The 18,896-nt window shown below is 74.6% G+C and carries 16 protein-coding genes; 8 read left to right on the top strand and 8 right to left on the bottom strand.

Annotation, left to right across the window (positions count from 1 at the left end; translation table 11 throughout):
* The first annotated feature begins 95 nt into the window (after positions 1-95).
* On the top strand, positions 96-779 hold the full coding sequence (locus tag DMH08_RS09400) for an IclR family transcriptional regulator (protein WP_233617498.1): 684 nt from the start codon (positions 96-98) through the stop codon (positions 777-779).
* A 48-nt stretch (positions 780-827) separates the two neighbouring features.
* Here the strand turns inward: DMH08_RS09400 and DMH08_RS09395 are convergent, their stop codons facing one another.
* The 5 genes from DMH08_RS09395 to DMH08_RS09375 all read right to left on the bottom strand — a co-directional run bounded on the left by DMH08_RS09395 (position 828) and on the right by DMH08_RS09375 (position 5,553).
* Positions 828-2,114, bottom strand: a complete 1,287-nt coding sequence (locus DMH08_RS09395; protein WP_125613055.1) for an amidohydrolase family protein — start codon at positions 2,112-2,114, stop codon at positions 828-830.
* Positions 2,115-2,149: 35 nt separating this feature from the next.
* Positions 2,150-2,989: an SDR family NAD(P)-dependent oxidoreductase gene (locus DMH08_RS09390; protein ID WP_158642281.1), complete on the bottom strand. Its 840-nt coding sequence runs from the start codon at positions 2,987-2,989 to the stop codon at positions 2,150-2,152.
* Positions 2,982-3,410 (bottom strand): cupin domain-containing protein, encoded by a 429-nt coding sequence (locus tag DMH08_RS09385; RefSeq protein ID WP_233617497.1) that lies wholly within the window; start codon positions 3,408-3,410, stop codon positions 2,982-2,984. The genes DMH08_RS09390 and DMH08_RS09385 overlap by 8 nt, the downstream gene beginning before the upstream one ends.
* Before the next feature lie 65 nt (positions 3,411-3,475).
* Positions 3,476-4,291, bottom strand: coding sequence for a phosphoenolpyruvate hydrolase family protein (locus DMH08_RS09380; protein ID WP_125613051.1), 816 nt, complete (start codon positions 4,289-4,291; stop codon positions 3,476-3,478).
* Complete coding sequence (locus tag DMH08_RS09375; protein WP_125613049.1) at positions 4,288-5,553, bottom strand: Tm-1-like ATP-binding domain-containing protein; 1,266 nt, start codon at positions 5,551-5,553, stop codon at positions 4,288-4,290. Before DMH08_RS09375 ends, DMH08_RS09380 begins: the two co-directional genes overlap by 4 nt.
* 119 nt (positions 5,554-5,672) lie before the next feature.
* Between DMH08_RS09375 and yczR the strand changes: the two genes are divergently transcribed.
* The 3 genes from yczR to DMH08_RS09360 all read left to right on the top strand — a co-directional run bounded on the left by yczR (position 5,673) and on the right by DMH08_RS09360 (position 8,783).
* Positions 5,673-7,088: an aminotransferase-like domain-containing protein gene (gene yczR / locus DMH08_RS09370; RefSeq protein ID WP_125613047.1), complete on the top strand. Its 1,416-nt coding sequence runs from the start codon at positions 5,673-5,675 to the stop codon at positions 7,086-7,088.
* 70 nt (positions 7,089-7,158) lie between these two features.
* Complete coding sequence (locus DMH08_RS09365; protein WP_125613045.1) at positions 7,159-7,824, top strand: TetR/AcrR family transcriptional regulator; 666 nt, start codon at positions 7,159-7,161, stop codon at positions 7,822-7,824.
* Positions 7,824-8,783 (top strand): MBL fold metallo-hydrolase, encoded by a 960-nt coding sequence (locus DMH08_RS09360; protein WP_199747704.1) that lies wholly within the window; start codon positions 7,824-7,826, stop codon positions 8,781-8,783. Before DMH08_RS09365 ends, DMH08_RS09360 begins: the two co-directional genes overlap by 1 nt.
* 65 nt (positions 8,784-8,848) lie before the next feature.
* On the opposite strand, the gene DMH08_RS09355 is transcribed toward DMH08_RS09360, so the two are convergent.
* From DMH08_RS09355 to DMH08_RS09345, 3 genes are all read right to left on the bottom strand, one after another.
* Entirely contained in the window at positions 8,849-9,400 is a 552-nt protein-coding gene (locus DMH08_RS09355) for a VOC family protein (protein WP_125613043.1), read from the bottom strand.
* 65 nt (positions 9,401-9,465) lie between these two features.
* Positions 9,466-11,022 carry a GMC family oxidoreductase gene (locus DMH08_RS09350; RefSeq protein WP_125613041.1) on the bottom strand — a complete coding sequence of 519 codons (1,557 nt, stop codon included), beginning with the start codon at positions 11,020-11,022 and terminating at the stop codon, positions 9,466-9,468.
* A 112-nt stretch (positions 11,023-11,134) separates the two neighbouring features.
* On the bottom strand, positions 11,135-12,739 hold the full coding sequence (locus DMH08_RS09345) for a PucR family transcriptional regulator (protein ID WP_125613039.1): 1,605 nt from the start codon (positions 12,737-12,739) through the stop codon (positions 11,135-11,137).
* A 188-nt stretch (positions 12,740-12,927) separates the two neighbouring features.
* Here DMH08_RS09345 and hisD point away from each other — a divergent pair, with 188 nt between their 5' ends.
* From hisD to DMH08_RS09325, 4 genes are read left to right on the top strand one after another with little or no spacing between them, the layout of a single operon-like run.
* Positions 12,928-14,280, top strand: a complete 1,353-nt coding sequence (gene hisD, locus DMH08_RS09340) for a histidinol dehydrogenase (RefSeq protein WP_125613037.1) — start codon at positions 12,928-12,930, stop codon at positions 14,278-14,280.
* A gap of 21 nt (positions 14,281-14,301) precedes the next feature.
* Entirely contained in the window at positions 14,302-15,834 is a 1,533-nt protein-coding gene (locus tag DMH08_RS09335) for an APC family permease (RefSeq protein WP_125613035.1), read from the top strand.
* Positions 15,835-15,865: 31 nt separating this feature from the next.
* Entirely contained in the window at positions 15,866-17,653 is a 1,788-nt protein-coding gene (locus DMH08_RS09330) for a thiamine pyrophosphate-binding protein (RefSeq protein WP_125613033.1), read from the top strand.
* An 11-nt stretch (positions 17,654-17,664) separates the two neighbouring features.
* Positions 17,665-18,876, top strand: coding sequence for an MFS transporter (locus DMH08_RS09325; RefSeq protein WP_125613031.1), 1,212 nt, complete (start codon positions 17,665-17,667; stop codon positions 18,874-18,876).
* Positions 18,877-18,896 lie beyond the last annotated feature (20 nt).

Raw genomic sequence — 18,896 nt, 5'->3', positions numbered from 1 at the left:
ACGCACCGTGCGAAGTACGGACACCGTAGGTAACGTGACTCACATGCGTCAAGAGGAGGCCCATGCGCGCGGCCGGCGGCGGTACGGTCCCCGATGTGGCGGCCCCCGAGATCGACTCCGGAATGTCGAAGACGCTGCACAACGGCCTCCAGATCCTGGAGCTGCTGGTCCGGCACCCGCAGGGCCTCACGCTCACCGAGATCGCCGAGGGCGTCGGCGTCCACCGCACCGTCGCGCACCGGCTCGTGCGCACCCTGGAGGCCCACCGGCTCTGCCGCCGCGACCGCTTCAAGCGGATCTCGCTCGGCGCCGGCCTCGTCGAACTCGCCGAACCCGTCGAGCAGGACCTGCGCACCCTCGCGCGCCCCGTCCTGGAGGAGATGACCGACGCCGCGCAGGCCACCGCCCACCTCGTCGTCCGCGAGGACGACACCCGGGTGCGGATGCTCATGATCGTCGAGCCGCGGCGCGCCCCGATGCACGTCGCGTTCCGGGTCGGCCAGCTCGACCCCGTCGACCGCGGCTCGGCCGGCCTCGCGATGCTCGCCGCCGCGCCGCCCCTCCCCGGCGAGCGCCCCGAGGTCGCGCTCGCCCGCGAGCGCGGCTTCGCCGTCTCCTACGGCGAGATCCGCTCCGCGATCATCGGCGTGTCGGCCGTCGTCCCCGGCGCCCGGACGCAGACCAGCGTGGGCCTGTCGGTGTTCGAGGCGTCCGACGAGGACGAACTGGGCCGCATCGTCGTCGACGCCGCCGCCCGGCTCGGCGCACTCCTCCGCTGACGCCCCGGGCGCGGCCGCCGCGGCCGCCCGCCGGTCACCGCCCGCCGGTCACCGGCCGGCGCCGAGGCGGTCGGCGATGCGCCGCGCCTCGTACAGGACGCGCTCCTCGTCCAGGGTCTGCAACTCGCCGTCCAGCAGCAGCGGACGCCCGGCCACGTAGACGTCGCGCACGTCGGCGGCCGTGGCGGCCCACCCCACGAACGACGCCGCCGAATGCATCGGCTGCGCCCGCACCGACGAGGCGTCCAGCACGACCAGATCGGCGGGTTCGCCCACGGCCAGCGACGTCGGCGCGAACCCGAGGGCCGCGGCGCCGTGCGCGGTCGCGCTCGCCAGCGCCTCGTCCAGCGGCCAGGCGTCGGCGTCCTCGGTCGCTCCGCGCTGCAGGGACACCGCCAGGCGGAGCTCGCTCAGCAGGTCGAGCGCGTCGTTGGCGGCGGGCCCGTCCGTGCCGATCGCCACCCGCACGCCCGCCTCGCGGAGCGCGGCCACGGGAGCGATCCCGGATCCGAGCTTGAGGTTCGACCGGGGGTTGTGCGCCACCGTCGCGCCCGCCTCGGCGAGGAGGCGGATGTCGTCCGCGGTGGCCTTCGTGGCGTGGGCCACGAGCGTCGACGGGCCGAGCAGCCCGGCGCGCGCGGCCGCCGCGATCGGCGTCCGGCCGTACTCGGCCGCCGCCGCGCCGACCTCCGCCGCCGTCTCCGAGAGGTGGACGTGGACGCCGAGGCCGCTCTCCGCGGCCCGCCGGGCGACCTCGCCGAAGACCGGCTCGCCGCAGGTGTAGATCGCGTGCGGCCCGTACATGACCCGGACGAGCGGCTCGCCGGCGTACCGCCGGGCGAGGTCCTCGACGTGGTCGAGGACCTCGGGATGGGCCCGGCCGCCGGCCGCCGGGTAGGGGCGGACCGCGGGCCCGAAGACGGCCGGTGCGGCACAGATGCGCAGGCCCGCCTCGACCACGGTGTCGATCAGCGGCTCCGTCCAGTGGAACATGTCGGCGAACGCCGTCGTCCCCCCGCGGATCATCTCGCACAGGGCGAGGGACACGCTCCACCGCAGGTCGTCCTCGGACAGCGCGTCCTCCGCGGACATCACGACCGCCAGCCAGTCCGCCAGCGGCAGGCCGTCGCCCAGGCCGCGCAGGACCGCCATCCCGGAATGGGCGTGCGCGTTGACCAGGCCGGGGAGCACCACCCGGTCGGACGGGCCGCCGGACGGTCGGACCGACCGGATCGTGCCGTCGGCGGCGGAGAACTCCAGCGTGGTCGGCACCGCCCGCGCCGCGCCGCCGGGGCGGACGAGCCGGCCGGTGACGGTTCCGCCGTGCGAGGTCATCGTTGATCGCCTTCCGGCTCGGTCGTCGCCCGGGACTAGTACGGCGAGACGCCGCCGTCGACGTTGATGCTCTGGCCCCGGATCCCCTGCACCCGGTCCCCGAGGAGGAAGGAGACGGCCCAGGCCACCTCGACGGGGGCGATGTGGCGGCCGAGCTGCTCGTTGGCCATGTAGGCGAAGACGGCGTCGGCGTCGCCGGAGCCGGCGGCGGCGTGCGCGTCCGCGACCTGCCGCAGCATGGGCGTCGCGACGCCGCCCGGGCACACGCAGTTGACGTTGATCGCGTACGGGGCCCACTCCGCGGCGGCCACCCGGGTCCAGTTGATCACCGCGGCCTTGCTGGCGTTGTAGGCGACCATGTCCGGGTGGCCGTTCTTGCCCGCCTCCGAGGCGACGTTCACGATGCCGCCGCCCCCGCCCTGCTCGATCATCCGCTCGGCGACCAGGCGGGACAGCTCGAACGGGCCGAAGACGTTGACGCCGAACTGCGCCTCCCACAGCGGGCGCGCGTGCCGCAGCGCGGGCGCGATCTCGACGACGCCGGCCGCGTTGGCGAGCCCGTCGACGCCGCCGAGCAGGTCGAAGGACCGTTCGGCGGCCGCGGCGACCGACGCGGGGTCCCGCAGGTCCAGGCCGACGCCGTGCGCGCCGCGTCCGGGCCCGCCGAGGCGCTCGGCCAGCGCGGCCGACGCCGCCGCGGACAGGTCGGCGATGACGACCGAGGCCCCCTCCCGGAGCAGGAGTTCGGCGGTGGCGGCGCCGACACCGCCGGTGCCGCCGGTGACGATGAACCGCTTGCCCCGGTGGACGGGGAAGATCTCGGGCTCGGCGACCGGAATCACGTGGCCGCCGCGGTCGCGCCTGAACTCACCCACGGGGCTCGTCCCGTCCGCCCATCTCCCAGGTGGGATGGGCGCCCGGTGCCAGCTCGACGAAGCCGGGCACCTCGCGCAGGGCGGCCTCGGCGCCGCCGGGCGTGTAGGTCGCCAGGATCCGCAGGGGCCTCCAGCCGGTGTTGAAGGTGGAGTGCAGGGTCCCCCTGGGGATCCAGACGGCGTCACCGGCCGTCACGGGGAACTCGGGCCCGTCGCCGACGGTCTGGCGCCCTTCGCCCTCGATGATGTAGAGGATCTCGTCGGATCCGGGATGCTCGTGGCGGTCGTGGCCCCGGTCCGGGTTGATGATCACCTCGCCGAGGGTGGAGGACGCGCCCGGCACGCCGTCCGGGTCGACGAGCCACTTGATCGAGCCCCAATCGAAGACCATCGTGGGCACGGAGTTCGGGTCGCGGTGCACGGTGCTGCTCCTTCGCTGAGCCGGGTGCGCTGGTCGGACGCTGGGCCGGTCGGACGCTGGGCCGGTCAAATCTGCTGGAACGCTCGGACCTGTTCGGCGATGGCGCGCTCGGTGGGCAGCCGCTCCATCGACGACGCGCCGAAGAACCCGTCGATCCCGGTCGTCCCGTCCAGCACGCGGCGGACGTCGTCGGGCTCGGCGATGGGTCCGCCGTGGCACAGGACGATGACGTCGGGGTTGACGGCGACGGCCGCGTCCCGGATCTCCTGGACGCGCGCCACCGCGTCGTCGAGGGTGATGGCGGTGCGCGCGCCGATGCTGCCCTTCGTCGTCAGGCCCATGTGCGGGACGAGGATGTCGGCGCCCGCCCGCGCCATCGCGGCGGCCTGCCGGGCGTCGAAGACGTACGGGGCGGTGAGCAGGCCGCGCTCGGCGGCGAGCCCGATCATCTCGACTTCGAGGTCGAACCCCATGCCGGTCTCCTCCAGGTTCGCCCGGAAGACCCCGTCGATCAGGCCGACCGTCGGGAAGTTCTGGACGCCGGCGAACCCGGCGTCGCGGAGCTCGTCCAGGAACCGGGGCATGAGCCGGAAGGGGTCGGTGCCGCAGACGCCGGCGAGCACGGGGGTGTCCTTGACGACCGGGAGGACCTCGCCCGCCATCTCCAGCACGATCGCGTTGGCGTCCCCATAGGGCATGAGGCCCGCCAGGGACCCTCGCCCGGCCATCCGGAAACGCCCCGAGTTGTAGATGATCAGGAGGTCGGCGCCGCCCTGCTCCGCGGCCTTGGCGGACAGGCCCGTGCCCGCCCCGGCGCCGATGATCGGGCGGCCCGCGGCCCGCCGGGCGGCCAGCCTGCCGAGTGCCTCGGATCGGTTCATCGCGCGTGTCCTTCCGGTTCGCGGGACGCCCGCACGAGCCGGTGCAGCCGCTCGGCGGCCGCCACCGCGAACTCGGGGGCGTTGATGTCGTGCGCCGTGTCGATCACCTCGACGCGGCCGCCGGCCACGGCGTCCAGGACGGCGTCGAAGCAGGCGCCGTCCGCCTCGGGATCCCAGAACGGGCCTCCCTCGACGTCGACGGCGGACAGGCCGCCGCGCGGGAGCATGAGCGTGACGGGCCCGGTCGCGGCGGCCAGCCGCGCGCCGATCGCGCGGCCGATCTCGGCGGCCTCGCCGGGCGTGGTGCGCATCAGCGTCACCATGTCGTTGTGGACGAGCAGCAGGCGCCGCCGGAACCGCTCGGGGACGGTGTCGGCGGGTCCGAAGTTGACCATGTCGACCGCGCCGAGGCTGACGACCTGGGGGACGCCGGCGGCCCCGGCGGCGGTCAGCCGGTCCGGCCCCGCCGACAGGACGCCGCCGACCAGCTCGTCCGCCAGTTCGGTGGTCGTCAGGTCGAGCACACCGGCGAAGCGGCCCTCGGCGGCGAGCGTCTCCAGCGCCCGTCCGCCGGTGCCGGTGGCGTGGAAGACGAGGACCTCGTAGCCCAGCTCCTCCAGCCGCGCCCGGGCCGCCTCCACGGCCGGCGTGGTGACACCGAACATGGTCGCGGCGATCATGGGCTTCCCGCCGTCCCGGCCGTCGCCGCCGTCGTCCCCGCCGTCCCGGCGCCGGTCGTGGGCGGCGGCCATGGCGGCGATGGCCGCCGCGGCGTTGCCGAGGATCGGGCGGGACACCGAGTTGATCCCCGCGACGTCGACGACGCTGTACATGAGCGTCACATCGCTCCCGCCGACGTAGGCGGAGACGTCGCCGCCGGCCATCGTCGACACCAGCAGTTTCGGCAGGCCGACCGGCAGCGCCCGCATCACCGCGGCCGCGACGGACGAGCCGCCGCTGCCGCCCAGCGCCAGCACCCCGCTCAGGCGTCCCTCCCGGTGCATGCGGGCGGCGATGACCGCGGCGCCCGCCGCCATCGCCCGCAGGGCGGCCCCGCGGTCGCCCGCGCTCCGCAGCTCCTCCAGCGTCGTCCCCGCGGCTTCGGCCACCTCGGAAGGGGCCACGTCGGCCGCCATCGAGGCGGCGCCCATGACGCTCGTGTCGACGACCGCGACGTCCTGGCCGGACTCGATGATCAGGTCCCTGACCAGCCGGTACTCGGTCTCCTTGGTATCGAGGGTCCCCACCAGCAGAACCGCCATGCGCCCCCCTCGGCTCTCGTGCCGTGCGTCCGTCGGCCATACTGTGGCCCGCTCACCGGCCCGGCAAGGGCCAATTTTGCGAGAACTGGCCCATCGGCCTGGAAAGGTGTTGCGTTCCTATGCCGGTGTCATCGGCCGCCCGCGTCGTCCGGCTCCTGCAGGGGTGGGAGAACGCGCCCGGACGGCTCGGCGAGCGGCTGCCGTCCGAGCGCGGCCTCGCCGCGGCGCTGTCGGTCAGCCGGGGGACGGTCGCGGAGGCGTACGCGCGGTTGCGCGAGGACGGCTGGATCGGCAGCCGCACGGGAAGCGGTTCCTTCGCCTCCGCGGCGCGCGGCGGGGACGCGATCGCCGTGCCCGGCGACGCACGGCTCAGCACGTTCGGCGGGCGGGCCCCGGAGCGGCTCGTCGACCTGTCCAGCGGAGCCCCCGGCGGCCTCCCGCTGGTGGCCCGCGCCATGGCGGGGCTGGACGCCGGCCTCGTCTCTCGGCTCGTCGCCGGAGACGGCTACCACGTCACGGGGCTCGACTGCCTGCGCGACGCGCTCGGCACCTACTACGCCGACCTCGGCGTCCCCACCTCGGCCGGCCAGATCCTGGTGACCAGCGGGTCGCAGCAGGCGCTCAAGCTCATCGCCGAGGCCCTGGTCGGCCCCGGCGACACGGTCGTCGTCGAGGACCCCTCGTACCGCGGCGCGCTCGACGTCTTCCGCGCCCGGCGGGCCAGGCTCGTGCCCGTGCCGGTCGAGTCCGACGGCCCCGACCTCCGCGTCCTGGAACGGGTGGTCGAGCACCTGCGGCCGCGCCTGGTCTACCTGCTCCCCGCGGCCCACAACCCCACCGGTTCCGTCGTGTCGCGCGGCAAGGCCCGGCGCCTGGCGGAGATCCTCGGCCGCCACGGCACGCTGCTGGTCGAGGACGGCTCCCCCGCCGACCTCGTCTTCGCGCCCGGCGGCCCGCCGCCCCCGGTGGGCGCGGCCCTGGACCCCGCGCAGTGGATCGCGATCGGCTCGGCGTCCAAGGTCTTCTGGGGCGGGCTGCGCGTCGGTTGGATCCGGGCCGGCGAGGCCATGGTGCAGTCCCTCGCCCGCACCAAGGCGGTCGAGGACCTGGGCAGCTCGGTGCTCAGCCAGCTCCTGACCGCCGACTGCCTCCGGGAGATCGCGGCGGCACGAGCGGCGCGCCGCGCGCAGCTCGGCGCCGGCCTCCGGACGGCCGTCGCGACCCTCCAGGTGGAGGCCCCGGAATGGTCGTGGCCGGAGCCGGCGGGCGGCAGCGCGCTGTGGGTCCGGCTGCCCGGAACCGCTACCACGGCGTTCGCCCAGGTGGCCCGGCGCAACGGCATCAGCGTCGTGCCGGGGCCGGTGTTCTCCTCGGTGGACGGCTTCCAGGACCACCTGCGCATCCCGTTCTGGAAGGAACCGGACGAGCTCGAAGCCGGCCTGACGCGCCTCGTGCGGCTCTGGAGGGCCGACCGCGGCGCCCGCCGCCCGTCCGGCGCGCGTCCGCCGGCGCCGCGCGACCCCACCTGCTGCTGAGACCCGCGCCGCCCGGCCCGCGGCCCGCCGCGCGTTGACAAATTGAATTAGCGCTCATTAAATAACGGCCATGGCGGAATCCCACGTGAGCCGCCCGGCGCCCCGGCGTCCGGGCCGGCCACCGAAGAACGCGGGCCCGGCCACCCGCGACCTGCTGCTGGACGCGGCGCTGGAGCTGTTCGCGCGGCAGGGCTTCGCGGCGACCACGGTCCGGCAGATCGCGGCCGAGGTCGGCGTGCGCGACAGCGCGATCTACGGTCACTTCGCGAGCAAGCAGGCGATCTACGACGCGCTGTTCGCCGAGGCCGGTCCGGCCTCCTTCGAGGCGCTGCGGCTGGACGTGGACGCGCTGGTGCGGGCGGGGCCGCGGCAGGCCGTGCCGGAGCTGGCGGCCCGGGTGATGGAGGGCTGGTCCGCCCCCCGGGCCCGCCGGTTCGCCAGCGTCCTGCTGCGCGACGGCAGCGGCGCCGGCGGACTGGACGGCCTCGCCGCGTCGATCGAGGCCGCCCGCGACCGGCTCCAGGAGCCGTTCGCGCACTGGCAGCGGGCCGGGCTCGTCCGCACGGACGTGCCCGCCCGGCAGATCGTGTGGGAACTGTTCGCGCCGCTCCAGGTGCCCCGCCTGCTGCACCTGCACGCCGACGCCACACCGGACGACCTGGCCGCCGCCCGGCGGCTGGTGGACGAGCACGTGCGGTTCTTCCTGAGCGTCGTCCTCACCGAAGGGAACATCTGATGAACGGACTCCTCCCGGTCGCGCACGAGATGAGCGAGCGCCCCCCGGGGTTCGTCGCCCCGAACCTCAGCCCGTCCGGTCTGCGCCTCGAACCCCGGGAACTCGCCGAAGGCGTCCACGCGCTGATGGCGGACCAGGTCCCCAAGGACAACAACGGCCTGATCGTCGGCCGGGACGCCGCCCTGGTGGTCGACGCGGGCATCACCCCGGCCGTCGGCCGGCAGATCCGGCGGCTGGCCGCCGACCTGACCGGCAAGCCCGTCCGGTACCTGGTCAACACCACCTACCACGGCGACCACACCTTCGGGAACACCGCCTTCGACGAGGACGTCACCCTGTTCTCCTCGCGGCTCAACAAGGCGGCCATGACCGACCTGGCCGCGGAGAAGCGGCTGCGCGCCGAGAGCATGTACGGGGACGACTCGCTGGACACGGTGCTCGAATGGCGCAAGCCGGACGTGGTGTTCGACCGGTTCTGCGAGATCGACCTCGGCGGGAGGGTCGTCCACCTGTGGCACCTCGGCCCGGGCAACGGCCCCGGCGACACCGTCGTCCACGTGCCCGACGCGAAGGTGGCCTTCACCGGCAACTTCGTCCTGCCCTACGGCGTCACCCCGATGATGCTGATCGGCGACCCCGTCGGCTACGCCCGGAGCCTGCGGACCATGCGGGCGCTGCTCGACGTGGAGACCCTCGTGCCGGGCCACGGGTTCCTCGGCCCCGCCGAGCCCGGGATCTCCGCGTGGATCTCCTACCTCGAGAACCTGGCCGCCGCCGTGGACCGGGGCCTCCGGGCGGGCACGCCCGTCGAGGCCCTGTACGAGGAACTGCCGATGTGGGGCATCGAGCCGGTCCCGGGCGCGCCCGAGCAGTACCGCGCACTGGTGCGCTCCCTGCACCGGATGAACATCCTGCTCACCTACCGCTGGTTCGCCGGCCGCCCGGCCGAGGCCGCCTGACGGCCGCCCCCGCCGGACCGCCGGACCGCCGGCCCGGCGGGCCGCGAACCGGCGGGGCCGCCTCGCTAGCGCCACGCCGCGGCGGGCGGGGCCATCCCGGCGCCGGGCAGGCCCGCGTAGAAGTCGCCCGCCGGGCAGGAGGTCAGCTCCATCTGCATGCCCCACGGGGTGAGGAAGTAGAACCAGCGCTGGCCCGCCACGGGCGAGTCCGGTGCGACGCCGTTCGGGCCGTCCATCACGACCACGCCCGGGATGGCCGCGACATAGGCGTGGGCCGCTTCGATGTCGTCGACGTAGAGCGCCAGGTGGTGGCCGCCCACGTCGCTGTTGCGCGGAGGCGCCTCCCGGCGCTCGGCCGCCTCGTACTCGAAGAGCTCCAAATTCGTGTGGCGGCCCATGCGGACCATCGCCAGGCGGCAGCGCGCCTCGGGCGCGACGTTCAGCCTCCGGGTCATCTCGTCCCCGCGGCCCGAGAACGGGCCGTCGTGGAAGACGAGCTCGCCCCGGAAGTGCTCCACGAAGAAGGACACGGCGGCGTCCAGGTCGGGCACGGTGACGGCGACGTGGTCCACGTCGCGCAGCGTGGGGACGCCTCCGGACGGCGGTGCGGCGGGCATGGTGTCTCCGTTCTCATCGGGCGGGACGTCACGGTCGGGACGTCGGGGGGTCGGGGGGTCGGGCGTCAGGAGGTGAGGTCGCCGGCGGCCGCGACCCGCAGCGCGAGGGCGGCGACGGTCAGCGCCGGGTTGACGGCGGCCGAGGCGGGGAACGGCGACGAGTCCACGATCCACAGGTTCGCGACGTCGTGGGCGCGGCAGAACGGGTCCACGACGCTGTCGGCGCCGTCCGTCCCCATCCGCGCGGTGCCGCACTGGTGCGACGTCGCCTCGATCCCCAGTTCCTGGTGGAGGACGACGGGGTAGCCGGCGCGGCGCGCCACCCGCTTCATCCGGGCCACCAGTTCCTTGTGGGCGGAGCGGTTGGTGGGCCGGTAGCTCAGGACGATGCGTCCCTTGGAGTCCAGCCGTACCCGGTTGCCGGGCAAGGGGAGGTCCTCGGTCTGCAGGAAGAGGTCGAGGGTCCGGTGCGTCACCGCGTCCAGGAGCGGGAGGGGCACCGCCTTCCGGGCGTTCTTGACATGCGGGCCCCGCAGCTTGCCCAGCCCTTGGACGTTGCCGAGCGGGTACCGGGTCGTCGGCCCCGCCGAGTACCAGTCGTTGATGCCGAGCGTCTTGTGGAAGCCGTCCTCGTTCACGCGGCGCGGATCGGCCGCGAGGAAGAAGGACGTGATGTGCCGCATGAAGTTGCGGCCGACCTGGTCCGAGGCGTTCGCGAGGCCGCGCGGGTGGGCGTCGGACGCTGACCGCAGCAGCAGCGCGGCGGTGTTGGCGGCACCGGCCGAGACGACGAAGCGGCCGGCCCGGACGCGGACCGTCCGGCCGCCGTGCGCGACCCGCGCCGACGTCACGCGGCGCCCGCCGGCGTCGGTGTCCAGCCGCGTCACCTCGGCGCGGGTCAGCAGCCGGACGGTCGGTGACGCGATCGCCGGGCGCACCGCCGCCACGTCCGCGTCGCCCTTGGCATCGACCAGGCACGGGAACGCGTCGCAGGTCGGGCAGAGCACGCAGGCCCCGCCGTCGCGTACGTCCATCGCCTGGGGGAGCGCGAACGGCCGCAGTCCCTGCGCGCGCGCGGAGTCGGCGAACGCGGCGACGGCGGGCTCGTGCGGGAGGGGCGGGAAGGGGAAGTCGGACGAGCGCCACGGGTCCGTCGGATCCTCGCCCTTGAGCCCGTGGACGGAGAAGACGCGCTCGGCCTCGGCGTAGTGGGGTTCGAGGTCGGCGTAGCTCAGCGGCCACGCGGGCGACACGCCGTCGGGGTGCTCGACCTCCTCGAAGTCGTGCTCCCGCAGCCGCGGCAGCGTGGCGCCGTACATCTTCGTGCTGCCGCCCACGTAGTGGTAGTTGCCGGGGACGAACGAGCGGCCGTTCTCGTCGTACCAGTGCGGGGAGTTCCTGTAGCGGCCCTCCATGTGCACGGCCTTGGGCGACCAGTTGGCGGCCTCGCGGGGCAGGAAGTCCCCCTGCTCGACGATGAGGACGCGGGCGCCGGAATCGCGGAGCGCGTACGCGAGGGTGCCGCCGCCCATGCCGGAACCGACGATGACGACGTCGCACTCCAGTTCGTCCGGCGGGTCGGTGACGACCTCCGGTGTTTTCGGTCCGAACACATCGTTCATTCCAGCTCCCTCGAATATGTCCCGCACCACGGTAGGGAGGGCGGGGCCTTCGCAGGAGGCGCAATCTGTGCAGTATCTCCGCCTGGAGATGCACAGCAAGTGCAAGGACGGGTCAGCTCGTGAAGCTCGGCCGCCGCAGGAGGTCGAGCCCCCGCACGGCCAGCAGGAGCCGCTGCCGGACCTCCGGTTCGTCCAGGCGCACGCCCAGCAGGGCGTTGATCCGCTCCAGCCGGTAGTAGAGGGTCCTGCGCTGCACGAAGAGCGCCGCGGCGGCCCGCGACTTGTTGCCGTCCTCGTCCAGGTAGGCCCTGAGCGTGGGCAGCAGCCGGTTCGCCGAGCCCGCGTCGTGGTGCAGCAGCGGCCCCAGCTCGTCCTCCACGTAGCCGGCCAGTTCCGGGCCCTGGGCCAGGACGATCAGCAGGCGCAGCACGCCGAGGTCGTCGAAGCGCCGCACCGCGGCGGCGGAGTCGCGGCACGCGGCGGCGCTCGCGCCGCGGGCCTGCTGCACGGCCGCGTGCAGGCCCGACGCGTCGACGACCCGGCTGAGGCCCGCCCGCACGCGGTGCCCGTTCAGGACGTCGACGACCCGCTGCTCCGCCGCCGCGGCGGGCAGCCCGACCACCGCCAGGGCGTGGTCGCCGATGTCGGCGACCACGGCGGGGAAGCCGGCGCCGCGCAGCGCCGCGTCCAGCTCCTCCTCGCCGAACGACCCGTCGGCGCCGCAGGCGTCCACCACCGTCACCACCAGCTTGCGCCCGCGCAGGTCCCGGCCCAGCCGCAGCGCCTTCGCGACGAAGTCCTCGCCGGACAGGTCGCCGAGCAGCAGCCGGTTGACCAGCGCGCCCTGCCGCTGGGCGGAGCGCGCTCCGCTGGCGCGCTCGCCCAGCAGCGTGATCGCCACGGCGGCGGCCGTGCGCTCCAGCGCGTACAGCCGCGGGCCGGTCAGCTCGGCGGACCCGTGCAGGACGTGCAGCCAGCCCCAGCGCTCGCCGCGCAGGACCACGGCCCGGCGGGCGCACTCCGCCGGCTCGGAGCCGCGCGGCGGTTCCGGGCGGGAGCCCTGGAACGGCGGTGAGTCCAGCTTCTCGGACGGCGACGCGTGCAGCACCCGGGAATGGGTGCTCCAGTCGGCGACGACGCGGTCGGAGTCCGCGGTCCTGCCCGAGTAGGCGAGCACCTGGTGGCTCATGTCCTCCAGCACCACGGGGTGGCCGACGCGGTGGGCGAGCTCGGCCGTCAGCGACAGGTGGTCGGCGCCGTCCAGCAGCAGGTTCATGAACGCCTGGCTGACGGCCTCCTCCGCGGTCAGCTCCTGCAGCCGGGTCGTGACGAGCGCCTCGTGCACCAGCGCCGACACCTCGGCGAACGGGATCTCCTCGCGCAGGCCCACCAGCGGCAGGCCCTGCCGCTCGGCCTCCTCCGCCACGGGCGGCGGCATCGCGTCGAAGGCCCGCCCGGCCAGCTCGACGACCAGCACCGCCGCGCCCGCGGTGGCGACCCGCCGGACGTAGTCGCGCTGCTCGCGGTCGTCGCCGCCGATGCCGAGCCCGGCGGTGAGCAGCATCTCCCCGCCGGACAGGAAGCGGGCGATGTCGGGGATCTCGCCCGCGTGCACCCAGCGCACGGCCCGGTGCAGGTTCCGCTCGCCGGCGAGGACCCGGGCGCCCGCCCGCCGGAAGATCGGCAGGTCCAGGACCGCCTTGACCGTCAGCTCCATCGCTCCTCGTTTCACACAGTGCGCAGCGATGACGCGGATCGTTGCTCGGCATGAGTCTGTCAGCGGCTTTCCCCGCCCGGCAAGACTTGGCCGACGCCGACTCGCGTATCCGTGGTCGCTCCACGCGAGAGCGATCGAAACAGCGGCGTCAGTCAGCCCTCGACGACGTTCTCTAGGGAGACCGTGCAGTGCTCACCACCCTCAAGGCCGCGCTCGGGACGGTTCCGGCGGCCGGGTCCGACCCCCGGCGCGGCGACCCCGCGGCCCCGGCCGGCGCCGCCGATCCGCGGGTCGCGGAGACCGTCGCGCGGGTCATCGCCGACGTCCGCGCCGGCGGCGACGAGGCGGTCCGGCGCCACTCGCGCCAGTTCGACTCCTGGGCGCCCCCCTCGTTCCGGCTCGGCCCCGCCGAGGTGGCGAAGATCGTGTCGGCGGTGCCCGAGACCGTGCTGGACGACCTGCGCTTCGTCCAGCGGCAGGTGCGCGACTTCGCCCGCGCGCAGCGCGAGTCGATCGTCGACTTCGAAGTCGAGACGCTGCCCGGGGTCGTGCTCGGCCAGCGTTCGCTCCCGGTCGAGGCGTCCGGCGCGTACGTCCCGGGCGGCCGGTACCCGCTGACCGCCTCCGCCCACATGACCGTGCTCACCGCGAAGGTCGCCGGGGTGGACCGCGTCGCGGCCACCACGCCCCCGCTGGGCGACGGGCCGCCGCCGATCAGCGTGGCGGCGATGCACCTGGCCGGCGCCGACGAGATCTACGTGCTCGGCGGCGTGCAGGCGATGGCGGCCCTGGCGCTCGGCACCGAGACGATCGATCCGGTCCACCTGATCACCGGCCCCGGCAACGCCTACGTCGCCGAGGCGAAACGGCAGCTGTTCGGCGAGGTCGGCATCGACCTGTTCGCCGGGCCCACCGAGACCCTCATCGTGGCCGACGCGACCGCCGATCCGCTGCTGGTCGCCGTGGACCTGCTCAGCCAGGCCGAGCACGGCCCCGATTCGCCCGCGGTGCTCGTCACCACCTCCGAGGAGGTGGGCAGGCGGGTCCTGGCGCACATCGAGGAACTGCTGCCCGGGCTGCCGACGGGGCCGGTCGCGGGCGCCGCCTGGCGCGACCACGGCGAGGTGCACGTCACGGCGGACCTGGACGCCGCCTACGCGCTGGCCGACACCTACGCCAGCGAGCACGTGCAGATCCTCACCGCCGAGCCGCGGGCCGCCCTGGAGCGGATGCGCCACTACGGCGCCCTCTTCCTCGGCGACGGCACCTGCGTGCCGTACGGGGACAAGGTGATCGGCACCAACCACGTCCTGCCCACCCGGGGCGCCGCCCGCTACACCGGCGGGCTCTGGGTCGGCAAGTTCCTCAAGACCGTCACCTACCAGGAGGTGCGCGACCCCGAGTCCAGCGCCTTCCTCGGTGAGGTCTGCGGCCGGATGTCCCGGCTCGAGAACTTCGAGGGGCACGCCCGGTCCGGCGACCTCCGCGCGGCCATGTTCGGCGAGCGCGCGCTCGACTGGGCCGACCGGGCCGCCGAGTGAGCGAACGAGAGAGGTGAGGACATGTCGATGACGGGTGAGCGGCCCGACCGGACGTCCGCCGACGACCACCATCTGGCGGCGCTCGGCTACGAGCAGAAGTTCGACCGCGAGATGAGCCTGTGGGCCAACTTCGCGCTGGGGTTCCTCTACCTGTCGCCGCTGGTGGGGGTCATCTCGCTGTTCGCGATGGGGCTGGCGGCCGCCGGGCCGCCCGCCGTGTTCTGGATCCTCGTCGCCGCCGGAGGGCAGTTCCTCGTCGCGCTGGTGTTCGGCGAGATCGTGGCGCAGTACCCGCTGGCCGGTGGGCTCTACCAGTGGGGACGGCGGCTCTGGAGCGGGCGCTACGCCTGGATCCTCTCCTGGATCTACATCTGCGGCGTCATCATCGGGATCACCTCGACGGCCCTGTTCAGCGCCGACTTCGTGGCGGGCCTGTTCTTCGGCACGGCCGCCGAGCCCGGCCCCGAGTCCTCGCCCGGGGCGCGACTGGCGATCGCGCTCGCCGTCACGGCGGTGGCGCTCCTGCTCAACATCACCGGCACCCGGACGCTCGCCCGCATCTCCAAGATCGGGCTCGCCGCGGAACTGCTCGGGGTGCTGGCGGTCGGCCTGTACCTGCTGGCCTTCGAGCGGCACCAGCCGTTCTCGGTCTTCTTCGACACCATGGGCGCCGACGGCGGCGAGGGCTACCTCGGCGCGTTCCTGGGCGCCTCCCTCGTCGGCCTCCTGCTGTTCTACGGCTTCGAAGCCTGCGGCGAGGTCGCCGAGGAGGTGCCCGACCCCGCCCGCCGCATCCCCCGCGCGATGCAGCTCACCGTGCTGGTGGGCGGCGCGGCCGCGCTGCTGTCCTTCGCCGGGTACGTGCTGGCCGCGCCCGACCTGCCGGCCATCGTCGCCGGCGACGTCGGCGCGCCGGTCCCCGCCATCCTGCAGAACTCGCTGGGGACGGTCGGCACCAAGGCGTTCCTGGTGGTCGCGCTGACCTCGTTCCTGGCCTGCGTCATGGGCCAGCAGGCCGCGGCGAGCCGGCTGGTGTTCTCCTTCGCCCGCGACCGGATGTTCCCGGGCAGCCAGTGGTTCTCCCGGATGCACGCGACCCGCAAGGTCCCGATGAACGCGCTGCTGGCCGTCAACGTCCCGCCGCTCGCGCTGTACGTCTTCGTGTTCTACTCGCCCGACTCGCTGTTCCGGATCGCCGCCTTCCAGATGCTCGCGGGCTACGTCGCGTTCCAGATGGTGGTGCTGGCCGCGCTGCGGATGCGGCTGCGCGGCTGGCGGCCCGCCGGGGCGTGGAACCTCGGCCGGGCCGGCCTGCCGGTGAACGTCGCCGCCCTGGCCTACGGGGTCGTGGCGATCGTCATGCTGGCCAAGCCCAGCGGCGACGCGGGCCTCGCGTTCTACGACCGCTGGATCGCGCTGATCGGGTTCGCCGTCGTCCTCCTGGTGGGCCTGGCCTACCTGCTCCTGGCCCGGCCCGGCCGCGACTCCACCGCTCCCGAGGGCGACGCGCTGGAGGTCGCCGACAAGCTCCGGAGCCTGCGCCCGCGCTCTTGACCACGACCACGACCGCTGAAAGGAAGCGCACATGCCCAGACTGACGGGCGGCCAGATCATCGCGCGGACCCTCCGCGCCTACGGTGTCGACCATGTCGCCGGGATCCCCGGGCACGGCATCTGGTCCGTCACCGACGCGTTCCTGGACGACGACTCCAGGATCCCGTTCCACCAGGTCTTCCACGAGCAGAGCGCCGTGCACCTGGCGGACGGCTACTACCGCGTCACCGGACGGCCCATGGCGGCGGTCGCCTCCATCGGCGCCGGAGCCAGCAACACCGTGATCGGCCTGGCCACCGCGTTCAGCGACTCCACGAGCGTGCTCGTCGTCACCGGCGGCCCGCCGACCCACATGCGCGGCCACGGGCTGCTCCAGGAACTGGACCGCAACAACGCCAACGACTTCCCCAAGGCCGCCGAGGCGGTGTCGAAGCGGCACTGGGTGGCGACCCGCGTCGAGGAACTGCCGTTCATCCTGCACCGCTCGTTCAACTCGATGCTCACCGGCAGGCCGGGGCCCGTGCACGTCGAGGTGCCGATGGACGTGCAGGCCGAGAGCGCCGAGGTCGCCCTGCACGACCTGGCCCCGCGGCTCCCGGCGGGCCGCCAGTACCCCGACCCGGCGGCGGTGGACCGGGCCGCGCGGGTGCTGCACTCCGCCCGCCGTCCGGTCCTGGTCGTCGGCGGCGGGACGATCACCGCGGACGCGTGCGCGCAGGTGCTGGCGCTGGCCGAGCGCTGGCAGATCCCCGTCGTGACGACGTGGAACGGCAAGGGCGCGTTCCCCGAGGACCACGTGCTGTTCGCCGGGAGCGTCGGGCAGACCGGGACCGTCCCCGGCAACGTGATCGCCGCGTCCGCCGACGTGGTGGTCGCCGTCGGGTGCCGGTTCACCGACTGGTCCGCCTCCAGCTACGCCAAGGGCATGAGCTTCTCGATCCCGCCCGCGCGGCTCGTCCACATCGATATCGACCCGCACGAGATCGGCAAGAACTACCCGGCCGAGGTGGGCATCGTCGCCGACGCGGCCCCGGCCGTCCAGGCCGTCACCGACTCCCTGCCCGAGGCCGCCCCGGACCGCTCCGGCTACCTCGACGAACTCGCGATCCTCCAGCAGGACTGGGAGCGCCGGCTCGCCGGCCGCCGCGACAGCGACCGGTTCCCGTTCACCTCCCAGCGCCCGCTCGGCGCGCTGCGCAAGGCGCTGCCGCGCGACGCGATCGTCGTCGTGGGGTCGGGCAACACGCAGGGCGCGGTCAAGCAGACGTTCCCCGTCTACGAGCCGCGGACCCACCTCACCTCCGGGGGGTTCTCGTCCATGGGATGGGCGGTGCCCGCCGCCCTCGGCGCCAAGCTCGGCCGCCCCGACCGGCACGTCGTGTGCGTGCTCGGCGACGGCGACTTCCTGATGACCGCGCAGGAGATCGCGCTGTGCGTGACCGGCGGCATCCCGGTCGTCTTCGTCGTGCAGAACAACAGCGGCTACATGTCGATCCGCGGCGGGCAGCGCAAGCTCACCTCCCGGCACATCGGCACGGAGTTCAACCGCCCGGACGGGGAGCCCTACAGCCCCGACTTCGCGGCGCTCGGCCGGGCGTTCGGCCTGGCGTCCTGGCGCGTCGAGTCCCCCGGCGAACTGGAGCCCGTGCTGCGCAAGGCCATCGACTCCGGGGCGCCCGCGCTCGTCGAGGTGCCGACCGACCGGGACGCGGCGGGCCCGTGGACGCCGGGATGGTGGGACTTCCCCGTCCCCGACTACATCACCGACGAGCGGCAGGACGAGTACCGCCGCATCCGTGCCGACGAGCAGCACCTCTGAGGAGGCCGCCCATGGGGGCGCCGGTGCCGGGGACGTCGCCAGGGCCTTTCGCGGACGGGGGCGGCGCGGGACCCGCCCGCTCCCCGGCGGGAGCGCGGGCGGCGATCTCCGCGGTCTTCTTCGCGAACGGTTTCGCGCTGGCGACCTGGTTCGCGCGGATACCGGCGGTCGCCGAGGGAGCCGGGCTCGGCGAACGCGAACTCGGCATCGCCCTCCTCGGCGTGGCCCTGGGCGCGCTCCTGGCCTTCCAGGCCAGTGCGTGGCTGAGCGCGCGCCGCGGCAGCGCCGTGTCGACGACCGTGTTCGGCTTCGTGTTCTTCGCCTCCCTGCTGCTGCCCGCCTGGACGACGTCCATGGCGGCCCTGTTCGGCGCCCTGCTCCTGCTCGGCGCCGGCAACGGCGGTATGGACGTCGCCATGAACGCCCAAGGGCTGCGGTGGGAAAGGAGCACCGGCCGTCCCGCCCTCTCCTCGCTGCACGGCTTCTTCAGCCTCGGCGGCCTGGCGGGGGCGGCCCTGGGCGGACTCGCCGCCGGCCGCGACGTGCCACCGGCGGCGCACTTCGCCGCGGCGGCGCTCGCGGCCGCGGCCGTCCTGCTGCTCGCCCGTCCGCGCCTGCTCGCCGATCAGGGGTCCCGCGAGGGCGGCGCCGTGCGGCCGCCGCCCCGCGCCCTGTGGGGCATCGGCGCGATCGCGTTCTGCGCCGCCGTCGGGGAGGGCGCCATGGCCGACTGGTCGGCGCTGTACTTCCGCGACGCCCTGGAGGCGCCCGCCTGGACCGCTCCGCTGGGCTACGCGGCCTTCTCCGCCGCCATGCTGGCCGGCCGCTTCGCCGGCGACGGCCTGCGCGGCCGGGTGCCCGCCCCGCACCTGGTCACCGCGGGCGCGGCGCTGGCGGCCGCCGGCATCACGGCCGGCGTGGCCGTCGCCCACCCGGCCGCGGCGGTCGCGGGGTTCGGCGTGGTCGGCCTCGGCCTGTCCATCATCGCCCCGATCACCTTCGAGGCCGCCGCGCGGCGGACGAGCCTCCCCCCGTCCCAGGCGCTGTCGGCGGTGGCGACCATGGGGTACGCGGGGTTCCTCGCGGGCCCGCCGCTCCTCGGACTGGTCGCCGCGGCGGCGTCGCTCCGGCTCGCGCTGCTCCTGGTGGCCGTGCTCTGCGCGGTCGCCGCGCTCCTGTCCCAGCGGCCGTCCGGGCTGAAGCACCGTCGGCTCGGCGCGTGACGGGGCGCCGCCGCGGGTGT

It is taken from the genome of Actinomadura sp. WAC 06369 (assembly GCF_003947565.1).
Lineage (GTDB): Bacteria > Actinomycetota > Actinomycetes > Streptosporangiales > Streptosporangiaceae > Spirillospora > Spirillospora rifamycini.
This window is presented reverse-complemented; position numbering and strand designations above follow the sequence as displayed.

Excerpts from the sequence above, each read along its gene's own strand:
- DMH08_RS09395 (WP_125613055.1), bottom strand. The coding sequence starts at position 2,114 with ATGACCTCGCACGGCGGAACCGTCACCGGCCGGCTCGTCCGCCCCGGC.
- DMH08_RS09380 (WP_125613051.1), bottom strand. The coding sequence starts at position 4,291 with ATGAACCGATCCGAGGCACTCGGCAGGCTGGCCGCCCGGCGGGCCGCG.
- DMH08_RS09375 (WP_125613049.1), bottom strand. The coding sequence starts at position 5,553 with ATGGCGGTTCTGCTGGTGGGGACCCTCGATACCAAGGAGACCGAGTAC.
- yczR (WP_125613047.1), top strand. The coding sequence starts at position 5,673 with ATGCCGGTGTCATCGGCCGCCCGCGTCGTCCGGCTCCTGCAGGGGTGG.
- DMH08_RS09365 (WP_125613045.1), top strand. The coding sequence starts at position 7,159 with ATGGCGGAATCCCACGTGAGCCGCCCGGCGCCCCGGCGTCCGGGCCGG.
- DMH08_RS09360 (WP_199747704.1), top strand. The coding sequence starts at position 7,824 with ATGAACGGACTCCTCCCGGTCGCGCACGAGATGAGCGAGCGCCCCCCG.
- DMH08_RS09355 (WP_125613043.1), bottom strand. The coding sequence starts at position 9,400 with ATGCCCGCCGCACCGCCGTCCGGAGGCGTCCCCACGCTGCGCGACGTG.
- DMH08_RS09350 (WP_125613041.1), bottom strand. The coding sequence starts at position 11,022 with ATGAACGATGTGTTCGGACCGAAAACACCGGAGGTCGTCACCGACCCG.
- DMH08_RS09345 (WP_125613039.1), bottom strand. The coding sequence starts at position 12,739 with ATGGAGCTGACGGTCAAGGCGGTCCTGGACCTGCCGATCTTCCGGCGG.
- DMH08_RS09335 (WP_125613035.1), top strand. The coding sequence starts at position 14,302 with ATGTCGATGACGGGTGAGCGGCCCGACCGGACGTCCGCCGACGACCAC.
- DMH08_RS09330 (WP_125613033.1), top strand. The coding sequence starts at position 15,866 with ATGCCCAGACTGACGGGCGGCCAGATCATCGCGCGGACCCTCCGCGCC.
- DMH08_RS09325 (WP_125613031.1), top strand. The coding sequence starts at position 17,665 with ATGGGGGCGCCGGTGCCGGGGACGTCGCCAGGGCCTTTCGCGGACGGG.